The sequence below is a fragment of the Salipiger sp. ABN3_019 genome, from assembly GCF_056158605.1.
This window is the reverse complement of the sequence record NZ_JBSWTP010000009.1, coordinates 952,501-974,034: the sequence shown is the minus strand read 5'-3', so window position 1 is coordinate 974,034 and position 21,534 is coordinate 952,501. Positions and strand designations below refer to the sequence as shown.

Genomic DNA, 21,534 nt, shown 5'->3' with positions numbered 1-21,534 from the left:
GCGGTGGCTGGAAGGGCCGTTATTCCTCGTCCTCCGCGTCCAGGAGTTCCATGTTCAGGCCGAGGCCGCGGACTTCTTTCACGAGAACGTTGAAGCTCTCGGGAACGCCCGCCTCGTAGTTGTCCTCGCCCTTGACGATGCTTTCGTAGACCTTGGTCCGGCCTGCCACGTCGTCCGACTTCACGGTCAGCATTTCCTGCAGGGTGTAGGCGGCGCCATAGGCTTCCAGAGCCCAGACTTCCATCTCCCCGAAACGCTGGCCACCGAACTGCGCCTTACCACCCAGCGGCTGCTGCGTGACAAGCGAGTACGGGCCGGTGGAACGCGCGTGGATCTTGTCGTCGACAAGGTGGTGCAGCTTGAGCATGTATTTCACGCCCACCGTCACCTCACGTGCGAACTGATCGCCGGTGCGGCCATCGAACAGCACCGACTGACCGGACTGGTTGATGCCCGCGCGCTGCAGCGCGTCGTTCACATCGGCTTCCTTGGCGCCGTCGAAGACCGGCGTCGCGATCGGCACACCGCGGGTTGCATTCGAGGCGGCTTCGAGAAGCTGATACTCCTCCATGCCCTCGATGCCCTCGGCGTAGACCTCGGCACCATAGGCATGACGCATCGCCTCGCGAACCGGGGTGATGTCGCCGGAACGGCGGTATTCCTGCAGGCCCTCGTCGATCTGGTTGCCCAGAGCGCGTGCGGCCCAACCCATGTGGGTTTCAAGAATCTGACCGACGTTCATACGCGACGGCACGCCCAGCGGGTTGAGGCAGAAGTCGACCGGGGTACCATCCGCAAGGAACGGCATGTCCTCGATCGGAACCACGCGCGACACAACACCCTTGTTGCCGTGACGGCCGGCCATCTTGTCGCCCGGCTGCAGCTTGCGCTTCACCGCGACGAAGACTTTGACCATCTTCATCACGCCCGGCGGCAGGTCGTCGCCACGACGGACTTTCTCGACCTTGTCCTCGAAACGGGCGTCGAGCGCGCGCTTCTGCGCCTCGTACTGCTCGTGCAGGGCCTCGACGATCTGCGCGTCTGCTTCCTCGGCGAGAGCAAGCTGCCACCACTGGCCACGGCTCAGGCTTTCGAGAAGCTCTTCGTTGATCTCCGAGTTCGGGCGCACGCCCTTCGGACCCTTCACCGCGGTCTTGCCCAGGACGAGGTCCTTGAGACGGGCATAGATGTTGCGGTCGAGAATGGCGAGCTCGTCGTCCCGGTCACGGGCCAGACGTTCGACTTCCTCACGCTCGATCTGCAGCGCACGTTCGTCTTTTTCCACGCCGTGACGGTTGAAGACGCGAACTTCCACGACGGTGCCGTAGTCGCCCGGCTTCACGCGCAGCGAGGTGTCACGCACGTCCGAAGCTTTCTCACCGAAGATGGCGCGGAGGAGTTTCTCTTCCGGCGTCATCGGGCTTTCGCCCTTCGGAGTGATCTTGCCGACAAGAATGTCGCCCGGCTCCACATCCGCACCGATATACACGATACCGGCTTCGTCGAGGTTGCGCAGAGCTTCCTCGCCGACGTTGGGAATGTCGCGGGTGATCTCTTCCGGCCCAAGCTTGGTGTCGCGGGCGGCAACTTCGAATTCCTCGATGTGGATCGAGGTATAGACGTCGTCACGCGCGATGCGCTCGGAGATCAGGATCGAGTCTTCGTAGTTGTAGCCGTTCCAGGGCATGAAGGCGACGATGATGTTCTTGCCGAGCGCCAGTTCACCGATGTCGGTGGACGGGCCGTCTGCAATCACTTCACCTTTGCCGACCTTGTCACCCACTTTCACCAGCGGACGCTGGTTGATGCAGGTGTTCTGGTTCGAACGCTGGAACTTGCGCATGCGGTAGATGTCAACGCCCGGATCGCCCGGCTCGAGACCATCGGTCGCACGGATCACGATACGCTGCGCATCAACTTGGTCGATGATGCCGCCGCGCTTGGCCATGATCGCCGCGCCAGAGTCGCGCGCCACGACTTCTTCGATCCCGGTGCCGACCAGCGGCGCCTCGGATTTCAGGACGGGCACGGCCTGACGCTGCATGTTCGCGCCCATCAGTGCGCGGTTGGCGTCGTCGTTTTCGAGGAACGGGATGAGCGAGGCACCGACCGAGACCAGCTGCTTCGGCGAGACGTCGATCAGGTCGACGCTTTCGCGCGGCGCGAGCGTATAGTCGCCCGACTGGCGGGTCGACACGAGGTCGTTGATGAACTTGCCGTCTTCATCCAGCGTCGCGTTGGCCTGCGCCACGGTGTGACGCATCTCTTCGGTCGCCGACATGTACTGAACTTCGTCGGTCACCTTCGCATCGATAACTTTACGATACGGGGTTTCGATGAAGCCGTACTTGTTGACGCGGGCAAAGGTGGCCAGCGAGTTGATCAGACCGATGTTCGGGCCTTCCGGCGTCTCAATCGGGCACATCCGGCCGTAGTGGGTCGGGTGCACGTCGCGCACCTCAAAGCCAGCGCGTTCGCGGGTCAGACCGCCCGGCCCGAGGGCCGACAGGCGACGCTTGTGCGTCACTTCCGACAGCGGGTTGGTCTGGTCCATGAACTGCGACAGCTGCGACGAGCCGAAGAATTCGCGCACGGCAGCAGCGGCGGGCTTCGCGTTGATCAGGTCCTGCGGCATGACGGTGTCGATCTCGACCGACGACATACGCTCTTTGATCGCGCGCTCCATGCGGAGCAGGCCGACGCGGTACTGGTTTTCCATCAGCTCGCCGACGGAACGGACGCGACGGTTGCCGAGGTGGTCGATGTCGTCCACTTCGCCACGGCCATCACGCAGTTCGACCAGCGCCTTGATGCACTTGACGATATCGTCACGGTCCAGCGTGCGCTGAGTGTCCGGCTTGTCGAGCGCCAGACGCATGTTCATCTTCACGCGCCCAACGGCCGAGAGGTCGTAGCGCTCGCTATCGAAGAACAGCGTGTCGAAGAGGGCCGAAGCGGCCTCGACGGTCGGCGGCTCACCCGGACGCATGACGCGGTAGATGTCCATGAGCGCGCTGTTGCGGTCCATGTTCTTGTCTTGCGCCATCGTGTTGCGCATGTAGGCGCCGACGGTGATGTTGTCGATGTCGAGAACGGGGATCTCGGTGACGCCCGCGTCGACCAGCTCTTTCAGGGTGCCGCCGGTGACGTCGCCGTCTTTGTCGACTTCCCAGGTCAGCTCATCGCCAGCTTCGACGTAGATCGCGCCGGTTTCTTCGTTGATGATGTCCTTGGCGACGAATTTGCCGACGATCTGCTCGAACGGCAGCAGCAGGTTCTTCACCTTGCCTTCGTCGATCAGCTTCTTCACCGCGCGCGGGGTCACCTTTTTGGTGGCCTCGGCGATGATCTCGCCGGTGTCCGCATCCACGAGGTCGTGGGTCGGGCGCGTGCCGCGCACCCGCTCGGGGAAGAACTTCGTCACCCAGCCTTCGCCACGACGCAGCGTGTAGGTCACGGTGTCGTAGTAGGCATCCATGATCTCTTCTTGGCCAAGGCCCAGTGCGTAAAGCAGGGTCGTGACCGGAAGTTTCCGGCGGCGGTCGATACGTGCAAAGACGATGTCCTTGGCGTCGAATTCGAAGTCGAGCCAGGAGCCGCGATAGGGGATGATGCGGCAGGCGAAGAGCAGCTTGCCCGAGCTGTGGGTCTTGCCTTTGTCATGGTCGAAGAAGACGCCCGGCGAGCGGTGCATCTGGGACACGATCACGCGTTCGGTGCCGTTCACGATGAACGTACCGTTCGGGGTCATCAGGGGCATGTCGCCCATGAAGACGTCTTGTTCCTTGATGTCCTTGACGGACTTCGCACCGGTGTCTTCGTCGATATCAAACACGATGAGGCGCAGGGTGACCTTCAGCGGAGCGCTGTAGGTCATGTCGCGCTGCATGCACTCTTCGACGTCGTACTTGGGCTTTTCCAGTTCGTAGTTGACGAACTCGAGAACGGCGGTCTCGTTGAAATCCTTGATCGGGAAGACCGACTGGAAGACGCCCTTGATGCCTTCACCGTCGGTGGGCTGCAGCTGGTCGCCGGATTTCAGGAAGAGTTCGTAGGAGCTTTTCTGAACCTCGATGAGGTTCGGCATCTCCAGAACCTCGCGAATTTTACCGTAATATCTGCGGAGACGTTTCTGGCCAAGAAAGCTTTGCGCCATAGGTCTGTTCACCTTTCGCTTCTCACTGGACGCGCATGCTGTCGGGCACCAGCAGCACATCCATCCGAGACGGCAGTGTTCCGATCCATTCCTGGCCCCTGTCCCACCAGAGGCCTCCCGATCCTGGAACTCGCCTGAGAGAGGCCCCGGCCCTTCGGCAGAAGGGGCCTCTCTGAGACGGGTTCGGCTGGACCCGGAAAACTCCGGATCCAGCCTGTAGTCTCAATTGCTCCGGGCAGACCCGGACAGCAATTACTTGAGCTCGATTTCCGCGCCTGCTTCTTCGAGCTTCTTCTTGATCTCTTCGGCTTCGTCCTTGGAGACGCCTTCTTTGACAGCCTTGCCGCCGGCTTCCACCAGCTCTTTGGCTTCTTTCAGGCCCAGGCCGGTGATGCCGCGGACTTCTTTGATCACGTTGATCTTCTTGTCGCCTGCCGACTTGAGGATCACGTCGAATTCGGTCTTTTCTTCCTCAGCTGCTGCGTCGCCGCCAGCTGCCGGACCAGCCATCATCACTGCGCCGCCTGCTGCGGGCTCGATGCCGTACTCGTCCTTGAGGATGGTTTTCAGTTCTTGTGCTTCGAGCAGCGTCAGACCGACGATTTGCTCTGCAAGTGCTTTAAGATCAGCCATTTTACGTATTCCGTCTAGCTAGATGTGTTCCAACGTGCGGGTCTTCAACCCCACGAAGATCTGGTGGGATGCCGTTACGCCGCTTTCTCTTCGATGGTCGAGAGAATTGAGGCGATGTTCGATGCAGGTGCGCCAATTGCACCGGCGATGTTCGAAGCAGGCGCGCCGATGCAGCCGACGATGGAAGCAATAAGCTCATCGCGCGACGGCATTTTCGACACGGCCTCGACACCGGCCCGGTCCAGAGCCGTTCCGCCCATTGCGCCGCCGAGGATCTCGAACTTCGAGTTTGCCTTGGCGAAGTCCTCAACCACCTTGGCAGCTGCCACGGGGTCTTCGGAGTAGGTCAGAACGGTCATGCCCTCGAGGTATTCCGAAATGCTTTCGCATTCCGAGCCCTTGAGAGCGATCTTGGCGAGCCTGTTCTTGGCGACGCGAACCGACGTGTCAGCCGCGCGGGCGCGGGCACGAAGATCCGTCATCTCGGCAACCGTGAGACCTTCGTAGCGGCTAACCACCACGACGCCAGAGCTTTCAAAGATCTGGCCGAGTTCCTCGACCACTTTCTCTTTCTGGGCTCTATCCACAGTTTCACTCCAAGTTATGGAGGGGATTCGACCCCTCCGGCTCGTTCTGCCGGGTCTCCCCGGCCTCAAGGTCCGATCGGGTCGTCACATCGCGCCACCGGAACACAAGGCCCGGAACGTTATGTCTCTTCCCGTCTCAGGCAGGATTTAAGAGAAAACAGATCAACGATCCGCCACTCACCCACCGTCTCGGACGAAATCGAGGGCCGCCACGAATTGTGCGCTGCCCTCGTCTGCTCCGCTTACCGGGTTTTACGCCCCTTGCCAAGGGCGGATCGCCCCAAATGCGGAGACGCGCAGTCTACCACCGGTTCCGCAAGATGCAATCACGCAGGTGTCTAAGATGCGAACCAGCGCCACGGCTGGCAATTCGCGCCTCACTGCGCCGTCTCCCCTGCCCCACCGAGGCTTGGCGGCGGGCGAGGCCAACACCGCGCCCAAATGCAAAAGGCCCCACCGTTCCCGGCGGGGCCTTCGCAATCAGATCGGATCAGATCACTCGACGTTGGCCGAGGTCACGTCAACCGACACGCCCGGGCCCATGGTCGAGCTGAGCGAGATCTTCTGAACGTAGGTGCCTTTTGCACCGGTCGGCTTCGCCTTGGCGACCGCGCCAACGAAGGCACGGATGTTCTCGGCGAGCTTGGCTTCGTCGAAGGACGCTTTGCCAACGCCGGCGTGGATCACGCCAGCTTTTTCCACCTTGAACTGAACCTGGCCACCTTTCGCGTCCTTGACCGCCTGAGCGACGTCCATGGTCACGGTGCCGACCTTCGGGTTCGGCATCAGGTTGCGCGGGCCGAGCACTTTGCCCAGACGGCCGACGATCGGCATCATGTCCGGGGTCGCGATGCAGCGATCGAAATCAATGGTGCCGCCCTGAATGGTTTCCATCAGGTCTTCGGCGCCCACGATGTCTGCGCCAGCGGCCTGAGCTTCTTCAGCTTTCGGGCCACGTGCAAAGACTGCGACGCGCACGGTTTTGCCGGTGCCGTTGGGCAGGCCGACAACGCCGCGGACCATCTGGTCTGCGTGACGCGGGTCAACACCGAGGTTCATCGCGATCTCGACGGTTTCGTCGAATTTGGCCGAGGCGTTTGCCTTGATCAGAGCGACCGCTTCTTCAACGGTCACGTCTTCTTTGCCGGCAAAGGCTTCACGGGCGGCGCGGGTGCGTTTTCCGAGTTTTGCCATCTTACTTAACCTCGATGCCCATCGACTTGGCCGAGCCAAGGATGATCTGCATTGCCTGCTCGACGTCGTTCGCCGACAGGTCCTTCATCTTCGCTTCGGCGATCTCACGCACCTGAGCGACGGTGACGGTCGCAACGGTCTCGCGGCCGGGGTTCTCGGCACCACGGGGACGGTTACGCTTGCCAACGGGCTTCAGACCGGCAGCCTTCTTCAGGTAATAAGACGCGGGGGGCGTCTTAATGTCCATGGTGAAGGACTTGTCCTGATAGTAGGTGATCTCGGTCGGGCAGGGTGCGCCAACTTCCATGTCCTGCGTCTTGGCGTTGAACGCCTTGCAGAATTCCATGATGTTGATGCCGCGCTGACCCAGTGCCGGGCCCACGGGCGGCGACGGGTTGGCTTTGCCTGCAGGGATCTGCAGCTTCATCTTGCCAGCAAGTTTCTTGGCCATCTGGCCTCTCCTTTTTCCATGCCCGACGGACGCGTCCGCCAAGCGTTCTATGGTGTGGTCTGGTCCGGACAGCGCGCTGCCCTCGCCTCCCACCTGTTGGCGGGGTCACCCCCGCCGAGACGCTCAGCCCTGCTTCGAGACCTGAGTGAATTCCAGCTCGACCGGGGTTTCCCGGCCAAAGATCGACACCGACACGCGCAGGCGCTGGTTGTCGTCGTCCACGCCTTCGACCATGCCATCGAAGCCCTCGAACGGGCCGTCGTTGACCTTGACCTTCTCGCCCACCTCGAAGTGGATGAGCGTGCGGGGCGCTTCTTCGCCTTCCTGAACCCGGCCGAGGATCGCCTGAACTTCGGCGTCGCGCATCGGCATCGGGCGGCCCTGCGGACCAAGGAAACCGGTGACCCGGTTGATCGAGTTGACCAGGTGATACCCCTGATCAGACATTTCCATATGCACGAGCACATAGCCCGGCATGAAGCGGCGCTCGGTCGTGACCTTCTTGCCGCGGCGGATCTCGATGACCTCCTCGGTCGGCACGAGAACCTCGTCGATCTGGTCCTCAAGCGCCTGCTCGGCCACCGCCTGACGGATCTGCTCCGCGATCTTCTTCTCGAAGTTCGACAGAACGCTCACCGAATACCACCGCTTCGCCATCGGGCCCCTCTTCGTTTCTCGGCCACCTTGCCAGCGGCCTGTTCAGATGCGCGCCCGAAGGCGTGCTGCAGGTTCGTCGCGGATGCGCCGCGCCCCAAAAGAAAACCGGCGTGCAACCGAATCGCTGCACGCCCGCTCTGGGTAAGTTGGTCGTGCACTACCGCCACCGGGCGCCGATTTCAAGGGCTGCCCGCCGGCAAGCCCTCTGCGCCATGAAGGCGCTTCCTCTTGGCTGAAATATCCCGGGGGAGTCCGCAGATGCGGACGGGGGCAGCGCCCCCTGCCCCGGCTCAGCCGAAGAAGGACAGCAGGCCTTGCAGACCCGTGCGGATCAGGATGTCGACCAGCGCGAAAAAGATCGCGGTCAGCGTCGCCATGACAAAGACGGTGATCGTGGTCAGCACCACTTCGCGACGGGTCGGCCAGGCGATCTTGCCGATCTCGGACCGCGTCTGCTGGATGAACTGGAGCGGGTTGGTCATGCAGGTCTGCCTTGCGGGAAATCCTCGGTTGGCGGGTCGTATACGCCCGGTCGGCGCGTGTGACAAGCAGAGTCCCGCTCGCGAGATCTGTTGTAGCTGTGGCGTGGACCTGCAGATGATGCGCACGCCTTGAGGCAGAGAGAGCGATCGTTCGGTCGCCTGAACGATGAGTTGCTGATGACAAACTCCTGAACGCGCATGGCCGAACGTGATGGAACTGGATCAACGCCGCCGCGTTCGCGCGCGCCTCGCTCGGCCCAGCCCAAACATCAAGGCAGGTAACGGAAAACACACGGAAAATTTCGACACCTCGGCGGCGGAACGCTTTTCCGACCGGCGGGGTTGGGTGGCCAGAAGCGAAAAGGCGACGACCCGCCACCCGCTACGAGAAACTCTTTATGGAGGACTATACGATGAAACGCATTCTTACCATTACCGCCCTCTCTTCGGTTCTTGCCACCGGCGCGCTTGCCGCGACGGAAGAGCAGACCAACCTGATCAACCAGTATGCGCCCGACGTCAATGTCGAGATGCTGAGCGACCAGCAGGTCATCGAAGCCTTCGCCATCGCCAACAGCGGCGACTCGGACATCCACAAGGGTGAGAAGATCGAAGCCATCGCCATGCGCGACGACGAGCCGATGACCTTCTCGGCGGAGCAGATGGCGCAGATCGAAGAATATCTGCCCGCCGAAACGGTGATGATGATGACCGGTCAGCAGCGCGGTGACGCTCTGGCGATCATCAACGGTGCAGATACCGATGACGATGTGAAAGCTCAGCTCATGGCTCTCGCCGATGACGCCACCCCGATGCTGACCCCGGCAGAAGTGTCGCGTGTCGAGACGCTGGCGCCCGACGCCGATCTGACCATGCTGACCGCCGAGCAGGTGAGCCAGATCCGCGCCCTCATCTACACCGATGAGAACGACGCGCAGCTCAAAGGCCGCATCATGGATGTTGTGTCGTAAGACGACTGCTTAACAATATGCGGTAGGTGATCTTGATCACCTCCGCATAGCCATAAGGGCCGCGCCGGAAATCTCCGGTGCGGCCCTTTGCGTTCAACCTGAGGTTTTCCATCAATTTTCAAGCGCAACTTCGCCTCATGAAGCACGGCAGAAGGCCCCTTTGCATTGAACTTGGGTGATTTTTGCTGACTGCGCGGACAATCGTGGCGCATGATGCGCCGCAAGATTGTCTGCAAGTTTTGTAAAAAGCGGCCGCATTTGAGACCTTTGATTGAACAGTACACGTCTATTCGGCTGCACCTTCTCGGGCCCCTGTGTCTTCAGGATCGCGAGGGCCGTGATTGCACGCCGCAAAGTCAGCCCGCGCAGGCGGTGCTGGCGATGCTGGCGCTCGCGCCGCGGGGCACCATCCGGCGCAGCCGCCTGCAGAGCCTGATGTGGTCCAACAAGGAGGCGCATTTTGCCTCGCAAAGCCTGCGCAGCGCGCTTTATGCGCTGCGCCGTGATCTCACCAAGGCCGGGGGCGAAGGGCTGCTGCTCTCTGACAGCGCCAGCATCACCCTGAAGACGGAAGATCTTTGGATCGACGTGCTGGCCTTGGACCAGCCAGACGAAGTGGCCCGCCTGCGCGAGCGCTACGGTGCTGCGGTTCCCGAACTGCTCGAAGGGCTCGACCTGCGCTCGGCGGATGACGAGTTTGAAGATTGGCTGCGGATTTAGCGCAGCCATTGGCGCGAGCGTCTGCTCGAGGCCCCAACGGCAGAAGCAGCCTCGCCTGCGCCCTCCAAAGACCCCGCCCCCCATCGCGGCGCAGTGATCGGACTTCTGCCCAGTGCCAGCCAGCCCGCAGACAGCATGTTGCGGTTTCAGGGCGACACGCTGCTCGAACAGCTGATCTTTGGCGTGCAGCACCTCGTGCCGACGACGATCAACGACTTTCGCGAGACCCTGCCCGGAACCGCACCCGGAGACAGCCTGCACAATCGCCCGGACATCCTTCTGCGGATGAGCAGCAGCTGCTTCGGCAATAGCGCGGGTCTTCGGCTTCAGGCGTTTCACGGCGGCGACAACAGCCTGCTCTGGTCGCTCTCCTCGCCCCCGATCGACAAAACACAGATGAGCGTCGAAAGCACCGCGCTCGCCCGTTTCGTCGGCGAAGCCATGGACCGCATTTGCCATACGCTGACCTCGCCGCACGGGCTGCGGCGCGACGCGGTGATCTCCCCGTTCCACGCCATCGTCGAGATGTTCCGTCTCGATCACAGCGCGCTCGACGCGCTCAAAGGCGAGTTGCAACACGCCTATGGCATCACGCGGAGCACCACCTACCTCAGCATTCTCGCCTATCTGAACACCTTCACCGTGGGCGAGCATTGGCAGAGCTTCTCGCCGCAGGTGGCCGAGGAAACCGCCGATCTGGTCGCCCGCGTCGAGGCCGAACAGCCGTGGAATGGCGTCGCCATGGCGCTGGCGGGGCACGCCAAGGCCTATGTGCTGCACGACATGCTGGGCGCCGAGTTGCTGCTGAAGCGGGCGGTCGAAATCAATCCCTATATGGCGATCAGCTGGGACCACCTCGCGCTGCACGCGCTCTACACCGCGCGCTACGATCTGGCCTCCACCGCCTCGCGCCGGGCCGAGACGCTGGGACACTGCAGCCCGCTTGCCTTCACCTACGAGCAGACGCGCTGCATGATCGACACGCTCGAGGCGCGCTTCGACAGCGCGGCGGCACTGGGCCAGCGCATTCTGGCACGGCGGCCCCGCTTCGGCGCAGCGCTGCGTTACACCGCCATCAGCCTCGCGCATCTGGGAAAGCTCGACGAGGCGCGCGTCCTCATCGGACGCATCCGCGAGATGGACCCGGATTTCTCGCCCAGTTGGGTGGACCGGAATTGCATGGCGGTGAATGATGAAAACGGACGTCTCATTTTGTCCGCGGGTTTGAAAAAAGCGATTTGCTAAAGATCGGGAGAGGGACATGTCTATATTTGGAGAGACACTTCGCAAGAGTTGGCTGCTTGCTGTCGGTGACAGCTTTGAGTTGAGCGCCCCCGCCGAGGCTCCGCCGGGACTGGTGGCTGGCGGCGCGGCGGTTCTTGGGGCCAATGCCGCTGGCAGCGGCGGCGCTTCGGCGGTTCTGAACCGGAACCGCAACAGGAACCGCAACCGCAATCGCAACAGGAATCGTAATCGCAACCGCAACAGGAACCGCACCAACGTCGAGGGCGGCAGCGCCTCTTACGAATACGGGGACATCCTGCTGCCGTGGCGCGAGATCGAGCGGCTGCACCAATTGCGCGACTATTGGATCGACCTGCCAATCGGCCTGCCCCCTGCCCTCTCGGTTTTCCATGCCCAGACGCTGGAGCTCTTCGACAAGCAGGCGCTGCGCGACACCGACGCGCACCGGGGGCGCAAAGACGAGATCCTGCGCGAGGCCGAACTGGAGCTTTCGGGCTACCTGCGGCCATTGGGGATCGAGAACCTGTCGGGCTATGATCACACGGTGGCGCTTTTCCTGATGGTGGCTCGGCTCGCCGAGGAGGTGGGCATGCGCTACAAGGAGCGCTTCAACGTACCCCGCCCCAGTGCCATCGAACCGCGTCTCCGGCCCTATATCCCGGTGCCCGCGCATGCCTCATGGCCATCGAACCATTCGCTGCAGTCGTTCTCTATCGCCTTCGTCTTCAGTCGCGTGCTGCCCGAGCATCCGGGCATCGTAGAGCTGTTCCGCAGCGCCCGGCGCATCGCCGAGAACCGCGAATGGGCCGGCATTCACTACCCCGCCGACACCAAGGCCGGGCATGATCTCGCGCGGATGCTGACGCCGGTGTTCGAGGTGGTGCTGGAAGAGCAGATGCTGCGCGCCCGCGCCGAGTGGCTCTGAGGAGGTAGGGTCATGGCACGCATCACCCCGCCTGCAAGCACCCGTGGCTCGGGCCGCTACGATGGCTACCACGCACTTTGGCATCTCTTCACGCTGGGCCTCATGGACGCCCCGGACGGCTTTGACAGCAGCGCATGGGACGCGGCAGAGAAGCGCATCAAGCAGGGCGACGAGCCCATCCGCGTTGCGCTGATCGACGTCTCGGTGGCCCCGTCGCACCCCAACCTCGAAGGGGCCATCGCGTGGGACCTCGCGGTGGATTTCTTCTCGAACCGGCTCGGCACCTTTCCCGATCCTGCGGGCTCTCGGCTGTCAACGCTGCTGGCCGCCGCTACCCCTGTCGGCAACGCGACCGCGCAGGCGCTTCTGGATGAGATGACGGCGCATATGGCGGCGGAATACACCGCTGCGCAGTCGGCAACCGACACCAGCCAGCGCATCTTTCCCGCCACCTCCGCCGCCTTCTCGGGGCATGGCACCGCTATGGCTGGGCTGATCGGCGCGCGCCCCGTTGCCGCCGAGGACGTGAACCTTGTGGGCACGCACCTTCGGCCCCTGCCGAACGGCCCCGATCTGCAGGTGGACAGCCCGCTTGCGGGCCACGGCCTGCCCTATATCGGCATCGATCCGACCTGCGAAATCGTTCCGATCTCGACCAGCTTCGATCCCGACCCCGAACAGTTCCTCGCCGCGATGCTCTATGCGCATCTGATCGACGCCGATCTGATCGTGCTGGCCCGCGACTTCCCCGATCCGTGGCGCAGCCCTGTGACCGACCTTCCCGCGACCAGCGATGGCACCAGCGCGCCCCGCGAGCGGCACCTTCTGCGCAAGACCTACCCGGTGAGCTACTCGAAGCAGGAGGCCACACTCTGGGCCGCGCTGCATGATCTGGTGCCGCGGATGTCACTCAAGCGTCCGATCCTGTGCGCCAGCGGCAATGGCGGCGACGGCACCCGGCTTTATCCCGGCTCTCTGGCGGCTGACGACAATGGCATCATCCTCGTCGGCGCGCACACCAGCGAGGGCCTGCGGGCGGGCTATTCCAACACCGGCTCGGCGAGCGTTCCGATCACGCTTTACGCGCCGAGCGGCGACAGCGAGCGGCTGGACCAGCAGAGCGTGCGGCTCGACAAGCTGGCGCCGGATTTCTACGCCAACACCCACTCGCCCAGCTATCTGGAGGATGGGGAGACCTACTCTCCGCTCGATGTGATCAGCACCGATGTGCCGGGCGCCGCAGGCTATAACGGCAGCCCCTTCCCCGAGATCCTGCCCTCCGAGGACACATTGCCCGACTACCGGTCGTATTACTGCCGGTTCAGCGGAACCTCGGCGGCAACCGCGATCGCGGCGGGGATGCTGGCACTGGCGATGAGCGCGGGAAAGATCGCGCCAGGCGACGGGGTGGCCGCCAAGCAAAAGCTGCGCGGCACAATGGATCCCACCGATGATGACGCCGCAGAGCCCAAACTGAACTGGGCGAACATCTAGGCGGCATTAGACGGCATGGGCACAGAGGGGCACAGCGGCACAAAGGTGCGGTTCCCGCCATGATTGCAAGATCATCCGGCGCTGCCTAGGCTGACGCAATCTCGGCAAACGGAAGGTATGTCATGCGCGACCGCAGCTTTGGCAGAACGATCTGGAACCTGATCCTCGCGGTGTTCAATGCCACGCTGATCCTTCTGGCCCTGTGCCTGTTCCTCGCCTTGCAACTGACACATCGCGCGCAGGAGATCACCGACAGTTTCGCGCGCAATCTCGTCTCGCTCGACCCGTTGCGCGCCGAGATCGGGGAGATGACCTCGGAGGTGAGCGGGCTGCGGAGCGATCTGGAGGCCTTGCGCGAAGATAGCTCGGATCTGACCTCAGACGCGGCACAGCGGATCACCGCGCGGCTCGACAAGCTGGAAGGCCGGCTCGACACCGCGGCGCAGCGCATCGACGGGCTGATCTCGAGCCCCGAGAAACTGGTCGATCAGGCGATCGACCGGGCCGCCGAAGAGATCAAGCTGGGGATCGGCGAGTGGCGCAGATGCACCCCCGCCGACGCCCTGTCGCTGGCGGGGCCAGAGGCGCTCACACCGCCTCGAACACCAGCCCCATCGAATCCCGCAGGGTGATCGGCCCGCCAAGGTAGTCATCGCCAATGCCGGGGCTGCGCAGCACCAACCGCCAGTCGCGTCCGCGCTCCGCCTCCGGAAGCAGTTTCAGCGGCTCGATCTCGTCGGTTTCGCGGCCTTCCATGTGGCAAACGGCGAATACCTTCCGCCCCTCAGGGCCGTTGCGCAGCGCGGCAAAAACGGTGCGCCCATCGAGCGGCTCGAGATAGCGGAACTGGTCGGCCTCGCCGAAATTGCCGCGCAGCCACGGGTTCGACTGCCGGAAGTCGCGCAATTTGCGCATGAAGCCGGTCTGGTTCGGATCGAGATACGACAAGTAATGCGAGACGTTGCAGTATTCGTGCATGTCGTCCATCCACGCGCAGGCGATCTGCTTGAGCAGCCCCACGGTGAACCGTTCCGGTCCGGCCAGCGGCGGCTCGACCGCGTTGAGCAGCGCGGCAATTGTGTTGAGATCGTATTCGGTCACCTCGACCAGCGCCGGAAGGAACTCGAAGAACCGCGCCAGATCCTCGCGGGTCTCAAAGCCCAGTTCCTTCAGCCGCCGGAAGTTGCCGGGGATCGAATAGCTGTAACTGTCGACCTGCCATTTAAGGCTGATCGCCTCTTCGGCCACGACCTTCACCCCGTATTTGTCATCCTGATTGCGGATGAACCCCCAACTGGCGCGCGCCGTGGCGTTGAGGAAATCCATCGGCACACCGGGGAACACCGCATAGGTCAGGATCGACACCGCCGGGTTGTCATAGGCCTTGTCGAGGATCTCCATCTTGGTGTCGCCAAGCCGGGTGTTGATGTTGAGCTTGGGATTCACCTGCGTGCCCCGGCGCAGCGTGTCGTGGTTGGCCGTGCCCGAGATCCAATTGGCGCCATGCGCGAGGATCTCTTTGATGCGCCAGTACTTCGACAGCCAAAACGTGTAGATGAACGGCGTGTTGTGGGCGAAGGTCAGCGGCCCCCATTGGAAGACGTCCGGATCATGGGTCTGGTTCTCGATCACCGCGCGGTAGGTCGAGCTCAGCTCCCAATCCTCGTCGGGCCACGGACGGCCATCCTCAAAGACGAACCACGGCTGGTAGCTGGTCCCGGCGACCTCCTGTTCGAGCCCCGACATCTCGGCAAGATAGTCATCGTCGTGGCGCAGCGTCTGTGCCGCCCAGTCCCACCATTTGAAGTCCTGCGCGCCGTCGACCCGCACGCCGTCCGCGCCGAAGTTCACCTTGCGCCGCTGCATCTCCAGAAGGATGCCGCGCACATAGGGGTTCAGATAGTCGAGGTTCTGGCCGTACATGTTGGGCCCGGCGAAATAATGGCTCGACAGCACATCAAGCCCCTGATTGTCCGAATGCCCGAACACCACGTCGAGGATCAGCTTCTTGGGCTTACCCGGAAAGTTGTGCAGCGCCGCGGCAAGATCGACCAACTCGTCGGGCCGCGCGGTTTCCAGCAGCACCGGGTTCACCGTCGCCATGCCCGAGATCACCACGTCGTAACCCCAGTTGGTGGTGTTGGGGCGGGTCAGCGTCGCCTCGACCCGCTCCTCGCTCGCCGCGCCTTCGGTCCAGAAGGGCGGTCCGGCCTCATAGACCGTCGTCGGCTCCACCGGGAGCGGCTGCACCGCGTCATAGCCCATGAAGAGCTCATCCGCCGGCTCAAGCGGCAGCCCATGCGCCACACGCTCGGCGAGACGCTGGATCTGCCGGGTCAGGCTGGCCAATGTGCCGCCTGCAGTGGCGGTGGGGATATGCAGTTGCAGGATGCTGGTGGGCGGCGTGAACTTATGCGGCGCATCGCCTTTGAGGGCCTCGAAATACCCCTTGTCGGTGCGCGCCTCCTGCATCGCGGCCACGTCATAGACCTCGGCGGGCGCAAAGGCGCCATAGGGCACCGACATGGCCAGCGGGTCGAGGATACGGGTGTAGTTATGATCCGCGTCGCGCCAGACCAGCGCATAGAAATCGCCGGTCACCTCGCGCGTGCCCGCCTTCACCCCGCTGGCCACGCAGAAGGCGAACGCCTCGCAGCGCTGCACAGGCAAGAGCACCCGCTCGAAGGCGATCTCGCTATGCGAGACTGAAAGATCAAGCTCGGCCCCCGCTTCGGGCCGCAAAAGCTCGATGAAGATGTCGCCGTCCGCGATGCTCCAGTCCTGCAATTCAGGAACGAAGAAGCCAAAGACCACCCGGTCTCCCTCGACCTGAGCCCCAAGACGCCGCGCGATGCTGCGCCCGGCGCTGAAGCGGTCCTCGGCGGTGGTGAGGATGCGCTCGCACCAATCGGCAAGCTCGGCGGTCGCTTCGGCCTCGAAGGCGGGCGGGTCCATGCGGTCGTACACGTGGCGTCTCCTGTGGTCTTGCGGTCCGGGTCTGGGGCCCTGATGCGGATCAGGTGTCTTCGGGGGTGAAAATCAGCGTCGACAAGGGCGGCAGCATCATGCGGGCTGAGGCTGGCTGCCCCTTAAGCCCGGGCTGGTCGGCACGGACGCGCCCCATGTTGCCCGCGCCAGACCCACCATAGGCCGTCGCATCGCTGTTGAAAATCTCGCGCCACGCCCCGCCCTTCGGCATCCCGACGGCAAAGCCATCCTGCGCGACGGCTGAGAAATTGCAAACCACCACCACCGGCGGATCACCCGGCGCCCCCTTGCGCAGCCAGGCAAAGACGTTTTGCTCGGCCGCATCGGCGTCCAGCCACTCAAAGCCTTCGGGCACACAGTCGTAGCGATGCAGCGCGGGCATCTCGCGGTAGAGACGGTTGAGGTCGCGCACGAGGCTTTGCATTCCGGCGTGGCGCGGCTGATCCAGCAGGTCCCAGTCCAGTTGCCCCTCAAAGGCCCACTCGCGCGACTGCGCGAACTCCTGCCCCATGAACAGCAGCTTCTTACCGGGATGCCCCCACATGAACCCATAGTATGCGCGCAGGTTGGCGAATTTCTCGGCCAACTCCCCCGGCATCTTGCCCAGCATAGAGCCTTTGCCATGCACCACCTCGTCATGGCTGAGCGCCAGCACGAAGTTTTCGGAGAAGGCATAGGTCAGCCCGAAGGTCACCTGATGATGGTGATGCTGGCGATAGATCGGATCGAGCGCGACATAGCTCAGCGTGTCGTGCATCCAGCCCATGTTCCACTTGAACCCAAAGCCAAGCCCGCCATCCTCGACCGGGCGCGAGACCTTGGGAAAGGCGGTGCTCTCCTCGGCGACGGTCATCGTGCCGGGCATCGCGCCATAGACCTCGGTGTTCATCCGGCGCAGCAGGTCGATCGCTTCGTAATTCTCGCGACCGCCGTCCTTGTTCGGCACCCACTCGCCATCATTGCGCGAATAGTCGCGGTAGAGCATCGAGGCCACCGCATCCACGCGCAGCCCGTCCACATGGTATTCCTGCACCCAGTAGCTGGCATTGGCGATGAGGAAATTGGCCACTTCGCGGCGGCCAAAATCATAGATCAGCGTGTTCCAGTCGCGGTGAAAGCCCTCGCGCGGATCACCGTACTCATAAAGCGGCGTACCATCGAACGTCGCCAGCCCATGCGCATCCGACGGGAAATGCGCCGGCACCCAGTCGAGCAGAATGCCCAGACCTTTCTGATGCGCGGCATCCACCAGATCGCGGAACTCATGCGGCGGCCCGTGCCGCACCGTCGGCGCGTAAAGCCCGGTCGGCTGGTACCCCCACGAGCCGTCGAAAGGATGTTCGGCCACCGGCAGAAGCTCGATATGGGTGAAGCCCATGTCCGCCGCATAGTCCACCAGCTTGGCCGCCGCTTCCTTGTAAGAGATCGGGCGATCGTTCTGCGTCCCGTCGCGCCACCAAGAACCGAGGTGCACCTCATAGATCGAGATCGGCGCCTCCCGCGCGTTCCGCGCCGCGCGGCTCTCCATCCAAGCGCCGTCGTCCCAGCCGTAGCCAGAGATATCCCGCACCACGCTGGCATTGTCGGGCCGCAACTGGCCACCAAAGCCCACCGGATCAGCCTTCAGAGGAAGCACCTGCCCCGAACCATCAACGATCTCATACTTGTAGAGCGTCCCCTCGGCCAAGTCGGGCAGAAAGGTCTCCCACAGACCGCTTCCGCGTTTGCGCAGAACGTCGCGTCGCCCATCCCAGTCGTTGAACGGCCCGACCACCGAAACCCGCTGCGCATGCGGCGCCCAAAGGGCAAAATGCGTGCCCTGCACGCCTTCATGCTCCATCACATGCGCGCCAAGCGCCTCCCAGAGCCGACGATGCGTGCCCTCTGCGATCAGATGCACATCCAGATCGCCCAGCACCGGTCCGAAGCTATAGGGGTCACGATAGCTGATGGTCTCCCCCGCCGCCGTCGTCTTGCGCAACACATAGCCGCCCTGCCCCGCGATCTCGCCGGTGAAAATCTCTTCGGCCCCCTGCACAGGCTCAAGCTCTACGGTTCCGCCGGGCGCGATGGCAAACATCCGGTCCGCGCCGGGCGCGAACACCGAGATGGCCACACCGCCGCGCGCCGGACGCGGCCCGAGCATGGAGAAAAGATCATCCGCCGTTCCCTCGGCGATGGCACGTGCTTGGGCCAGCTGCATGGTGAAAGGTCTCCCTTGCTCGGCTTTGCAGGTCCCGCGCGCATGGGGCGGCGCGGGTGCCCCTAGACCTAACGCATTCCCCCGCGCGGTCAAAAACGCGCGGCCCGATCATTCAAGAGAGGCGAGCTCCTGCTCGGGGGCGGTGTTTTTTGACGAATATATTGGCGCTACGGCGCGTGGCTGCACGCATTCGGCGCAAGGCGCAGGAGGTGGCGTGGTATTGCTGGCGCATGAGAAAGCCAGCCGCGCATCGGGCCCGAAGCCGTGCGTGCCTCAGAAACGCAAAAAGCAGCCTAACTGGCTGCTTGTCGTGTGTTTGGATATTTAGGGTCGACTGGTTGCGGGAGTAGGATTTGAACCTACGACCTTCAGGTTATGAGCCTGACGAGCTACCGGGCTGCTCCATCCCGCGACAGAGTCGATTTGGATCGTTTTGAGAGATACGTTTTGTTTGGAGTTTGTGGGTTTTACTAGGTTTGGCGGTGACCTACTCTCCCACGTCTTGAGACGCAGTACCATTGGCGCGGCAGCACTTAACGGCCGGGTTCGGAATGGAGCCGGGTGTTTTGCTTGCGCTATGACCACCAAACCGAGAAAAACCCACAACGTCGCGCGCAGCGCGGCGGGTCGGCGGAAGCGACCTGCGGAGCAGGTTGCGGGCCGACACCCCCGAATGCTGGGAGCGACAGATACCAAGTCAAGTATTGTGTAGGGGTTGTATGCTTCGATTGATCTTGGAACAGCCTTGCTGTTCCTGGATCGGATCAAGCCTATCGGGCCATTAGTACCGGTCAGCTGAATGCATTGCTGCACTTACACCTCCGGCCTATCGACGTGGTGGTCTTCCACGGCCCTCAGGGATACCTTGTTTTGAGGGGGGCTTCCCGCTTAGATGCCTTCAGCGGTTATCCTGTCCGATCATAGCTACCCAGCACTGCCGTTGGCACGACAACTGGTCCACCAGTGGATCGTTCACCCCGGTCCTCTCGTACTAGGGGCAACTCCTCTCAAGTATCCTACACCCACGGCAGATAGGGACCGAACTGTCTCACGACGTTCTAAACCCAGCTCACGTACCTCTTTAAATGGCGAACAGCCATACCCTTGGGACCTGCTCCAGCCCCAGGATGAGATGAGCCGACATCGAGGTGCCAAACACTGCCGTCGATATGGACTCTTGGGCAGTATCAGCCTGTTATCCCCGGCGTACCTTTTATCCGTTGAGCGATGGCCCTCCCACTTGGGACCACCGGATCACTATGGCCGTCTTTCGACTCTGCTCGACTTGTCAGTCTTGCAGTCAGGCTGGCTTCTGCCATTGCACTCAACGAGCGATTTCCGACCGCTCTGAGCCAACCTTCGCGCGCCTCCGTTACGCTTTAGGAGGCGACCGCCCCAGTCAAACTACCCGCCACACAGGGTCCCGGAACCCGATAAGGGATCGCGGTTAGACATCAAGCAATGCAAGGGTGGTATCTCAAGGGAGGCTCCACGGACACTGGCGTGTCCGCTTCGAAGCCTACCACCTATCCTGCACATGCATGGCCTGATGCCAGTGTGAAGCTGTAGTAAAGGTGCACGGGGTCTTTCCGTCTAACCGCGGGAAGCCTGCATCTTGACAGGCAATTCAATTTCGCTGAGTCGATGTTGGAGACAGCGGGGAAGTCGTTACGCCATTCGTGCAGGTCGGAACTTACCCGACAAGGAATTTCGCTACCTTAGGACCGTTATAGTTACGGCCGCCGTTTACCTGGGCTTCAATTCAGAGCTCTCACCCCTCCTTTTAACCTTCAGGCACCGGGCAGGCGTCAGACCCTATACGTCGTCTTGCGACTTCGCAGAGCCCTGTGTTTTTAGTAAACAGTCGCCACCCCCTGGTTTGTGCCCCCAGCCAAAACTTGCGTTGAAACTGGGCCTCCTTCTCGCGAACTTACGGAGGTATTTTGCCGAGTTCCTTCAACATCGTTCTCTCAAGCGCCTTGGTATTCTCTACCAGTCCACCTGTGTCGGTTTAGGGTACGGTCTTAAAGTGGGGCTATTTCCAGGAACCGCTCAGCCGCCCTTCCAATCCGATAAGGAAGAACGACCTCTGCAATCCGTCACCACCACATGGCCCAGGAATATTGACCTGGTTCCCATCGACTACGCCTTTCGGCCTCGCCTTAGGGGCCGGCTTACCCTGCTCAGATTAGCTTTAAGCAGGAACCCTTGGACTTTCGGCGAGAGTGTCTCTCACACTCTTTGTCGCTACTCATGTCATCATTCTCGCTAGTGATCTCTCCACCGGATGCCTTACAGCCCGGCTTCACAGAAAGGACTTGCTCCTCCATTACATCCCGAAGGATGCAGAAGAGGAGTAGTCCTATGTCACACTACGCTCCGCTACCATGCGCTATGCGCATCCTCGGCTTCGGCTCATGGCTTGAGCCCCGTTACATCTTCGCCGCAGGACAACTTAATTAGACCAGTGAGCTGTTACGCTATCTTTAAAGGATGGCTGCTTCTAAGCCAACCTCCTGGTTGTTTTGGTCGTCCCACCTGCTTTCCCACTTAGCCATGAATTGGGGGCCTTAGCCGGAGGTCAGGGTTGTTTCCCTCTCCACTACGGGCGTTAGCACCCGCAGTGTGTCTGCCATCTAGTACTCCCTGGTATTCGGAGTTTGGTTAGGATCAGTAAGCCTGTGGGGCCCCATTACCCATCCAGTGCTCTACCCCCAGGGGTATTCGGATGACGCTCTACCTAAATAGATTTCGCGGAGAACCAGCTATCTCCGAGTTTGATTGGCCTTTCACCCCTAGGCACAACTCATCCCGACCTTTTTCAACAG

Annotated in this window: 15 protein-coding genes, 1 tRNA gene and 2 rRNA genes (1 of these 18 only partly in view); 6 read left to right on the top strand and 12 right to left on the bottom strand. The window is 62.2% G+C overall.

Features of this window, described 5'->3' with window-relative positions; translation table 11 throughout:
- Positions 1-19: 19 nt before the first annotated feature.
- From rpoB to secE, 7 genes are all read right to left on the bottom strand, one after another.
- On the bottom strand, positions 20-4,156 hold the full coding sequence (gene rpoB, locus ACXAD2_RS12820) for a DNA-directed RNA polymerase subunit beta (RefSeq protein ID WP_475174860.1): 4,137 nt from the start codon (positions 4,154-4,156) through the stop codon (positions 20-22).
- A 252-nt stretch (positions 4,157-4,408) separates the two neighbouring features.
- Entirely contained in the window at positions 4,409-4,789 is a 381-nt protein-coding gene (gene rplL / locus ACXAD2_RS12815) for a 50S ribosomal protein L7/L12 (RefSeq protein WP_066104030.1), read from the bottom strand.
- Positions 4,790-4,863: 74 nt separating this feature from the next.
- Positions 4,864-5,376 carry a 50S ribosomal protein L10 gene (gene rplJ, locus ACXAD2_RS12810; protein ID WP_066104027.1) on the bottom strand — a complete coding sequence of 171 codons (513 nt, stop codon included), beginning with the start codon at positions 5,374-5,376 and terminating at the stop codon, positions 4,864-4,866.
- 495 nt (positions 5,377-5,871) lie between these two features.
- Positions 5,872-6,570, bottom strand: a complete 699-nt coding sequence (gene rplA / locus ACXAD2_RS12805) for a 50S ribosomal protein L1 (protein WP_066104024.1) — start codon at positions 6,568-6,570, stop codon at positions 5,872-5,874.
- Position 6,571: 1 nt separating this feature from the next.
- Positions 6,572-7,021 carry a 50S ribosomal protein L11 gene (gene rplK, locus ACXAD2_RS12800; RefSeq protein ID WP_066104020.1) on the bottom strand — a complete coding sequence of 150 codons (450 nt, stop codon included), beginning with the start codon at positions 7,019-7,021 and terminating at the stop codon, positions 6,572-6,574.
- A 123-nt stretch (positions 7,022-7,144) separates the two neighbouring features.
- Entirely contained in the window at positions 7,145-7,678 is a 534-nt protein-coding gene (gene nusG / locus ACXAD2_RS12795) for a transcription termination/antitermination protein NusG (RefSeq protein WP_066104017.1), read from the bottom strand.
- Between the two features lie 290 nt (positions 7,679-7,968).
- Positions 7,969-8,160 carry a preprotein translocase subunit SecE gene (secE, locus tag ACXAD2_RS12790; protein ID WP_066104015.1) on the bottom strand — a complete coding sequence of 64 codons (192 nt, stop codon included), beginning with the start codon at positions 8,158-8,160 and terminating at the stop codon, positions 7,969-7,971.
- A gap of 413 nt (positions 8,161-8,573) precedes the next feature.
- On the opposite strand from secE, the gene ACXAD2_RS12785 reads away from it, so the two are divergent.
- From ACXAD2_RS12785 to ACXAD2_RS12760, 6 genes are all read left to right on the top strand, one after another.
- On the top strand, positions 8,574-9,131 hold the full coding sequence (locus tag ACXAD2_RS12785) for a hypothetical protein (protein ID WP_224907315.1): 558 nt from the start codon (positions 8,574-8,576) through the stop codon (positions 9,129-9,131).
- A 210-nt stretch (positions 9,132-9,341) separates the two neighbouring features.
- Positions 9,342-9,851: an AfsR/SARP family transcriptional regulator gene (locus ACXAD2_RS12780; RefSeq protein ID WP_475170509.1), complete on the top strand. Its 510-nt coding sequence runs from the start codon at positions 9,342-9,344 to the stop codon at positions 9,849-9,851.
- Between the two features lie 93 nt (positions 9,852-9,944).
- Positions 9,945-11,096, top strand: coding sequence for a tetratricopeptide repeat protein (locus tag ACXAD2_RS12775; RefSeq protein WP_475170506.1), 1,152 nt, complete (start codon positions 9,945-9,947; stop codon positions 11,094-11,096).
- Positions 11,097-11,112: 16 nt separating this feature from the next.
- Positions 11,113-12,021, top strand: coding sequence for a phosphatase PAP2 family protein (locus tag ACXAD2_RS12770; protein ID WP_475170505.1), 909 nt, complete (start codon positions 11,113-11,115; stop codon positions 12,019-12,021).
- A 12-nt stretch (positions 12,022-12,033) separates the two neighbouring features.
- Positions 12,034-13,515: a S8 family serine peptidase gene (locus tag ACXAD2_RS12765; RefSeq protein ID WP_475170502.1), complete on the top strand. Its 1,482-nt coding sequence runs from the start codon at positions 12,034-12,036 to the stop codon at positions 13,513-13,515.
- Between the two features lie 122 nt (positions 13,516-13,637).
- Complete coding sequence (locus tag ACXAD2_RS12760) at positions 13,638-14,147, top strand: hypothetical protein (protein ID WP_475170500.1); 510 nt, start codon at positions 13,638-13,640, stop codon at positions 14,145-14,147.
- Here ACXAD2_RS12760 and gghA read toward each other — a convergent pair.
- The 5 genes from gghA to ACXAD2_RS12735 form a co-directional block, all read right to left on the bottom strand.
- Positions 14,104-16,482: a glucosylglycerol hydrolase gene (gghA, locus tag ACXAD2_RS12755; protein ID WP_475170498.1), complete on the bottom strand. Its 2,379-nt coding sequence runs from the start codon at positions 16,480-16,482 to the stop codon at positions 14,104-14,106. The genes ACXAD2_RS12760 and gghA overlap by 44 nt on opposite strands.
- A 49-nt stretch (positions 16,483-16,531) precedes the next feature.
- The gene (gene glgB, locus ACXAD2_RS12750; protein ID WP_475170496.1) at positions 16,532-18,706 is read right to left on the bottom strand and encodes a 1,4-alpha-glucan branching protein GlgB; all 2,175 of its coding nucleotides are present in this window, start codon (positions 18,704-18,706) and stop codon (positions 16,532-16,534) included.
- Between the two features lie 335 nt (positions 18,707-19,041).
- A tRNA-Met gene (locus tag ACXAD2_RS12745) sits at positions 19,042-19,118 on the bottom strand.
- 62 nt (positions 19,119-19,180) lie between these two features.
- Positions 19,181-19,295, bottom strand: a 5S ribosomal RNA gene (rrf, locus tag ACXAD2_RS12740).
- 171 nt (positions 19,296-19,466) lie between these two features.
- Positions 19,467-21,534 (bottom strand): 23S ribosomal RNA (locus ACXAD2_RS12735) (it continues 763 nt past the right edge of the window).

Coding starts and splice junctions, on each gene's coding strand:
- rpoB (WP_475174860.1), bottom strand. CDS start 4,156: ATGGCGCAAAGCTTTCTTGGCCAGAAACGTCTCCGCAGATATTACGGT.
- ACXAD2_RS12760 (WP_475170500.1), top strand. CDS start 13,638: ATGCGCGACCGCAGCTTTGGCAGAACGATCTGGAACCTGATCCTCGCG.
- glgB (WP_475170496.1), bottom strand. CDS start 18,706: ATGCAGCTGGCCCAAGCACGTGCCATCGCCGAGGGAACGGCGGATGAT.
- secE (WP_066104015.1), bottom strand. CDS start 8,160: ATGACCAACCCGCTCCAGTTCATCCAGCAGACGCGGTCCGAGATCGGC.
- nusG (WP_066104017.1), bottom strand. CDS start 7,678: ATGGCGAAGCGGTGGTATTCGGTGAGCGTTCTGTCGAACTTCGAGAAG.
- ACXAD2_RS12785 (WP_224907315.1), top strand. CDS start 8,574: ATGAAACGCATTCTTACCATTACCGCCCTCTCTTCGGTTCTTGCCACC.
- ACXAD2_RS12765 (WP_475170502.1), top strand. CDS start 12,034: ATGGCACGCATCACCCCGCCTGCAAGCACCCGTGGCTCGGGCCGCTAC.
- rplA (WP_066104024.1), bottom strand. CDS start 6,570: ATGGCAAAACTCGGAAAACGCACCCGCGCCGCCCGTGAAGCCTTTGCC.
- ACXAD2_RS12780 (WP_475170509.1), top strand. CDS start 9,342: ATGATGCGCCGCAAGATTGTCTGCAAGTTTTGTAAAAAGCGGCCGCAT.
- ACXAD2_RS12770 (WP_475170505.1), top strand. CDS start 11,113: ATGTCTATATTTGGAGAGACACTTCGCAAGAGTTGGCTGCTTGCTGTC.
- rplK (WP_066104020.1), bottom strand. CDS start 7,021: ATGGCCAAGAAACTTGCTGGCAAGATGAAGCTGCAGATCCCTGCAGGC.
- rplL (WP_066104030.1), bottom strand. CDS start 4,789: ATGGCTGATCTTAAAGCACTTGCAGAGCAAATCGTCGGTCTGACGCTG.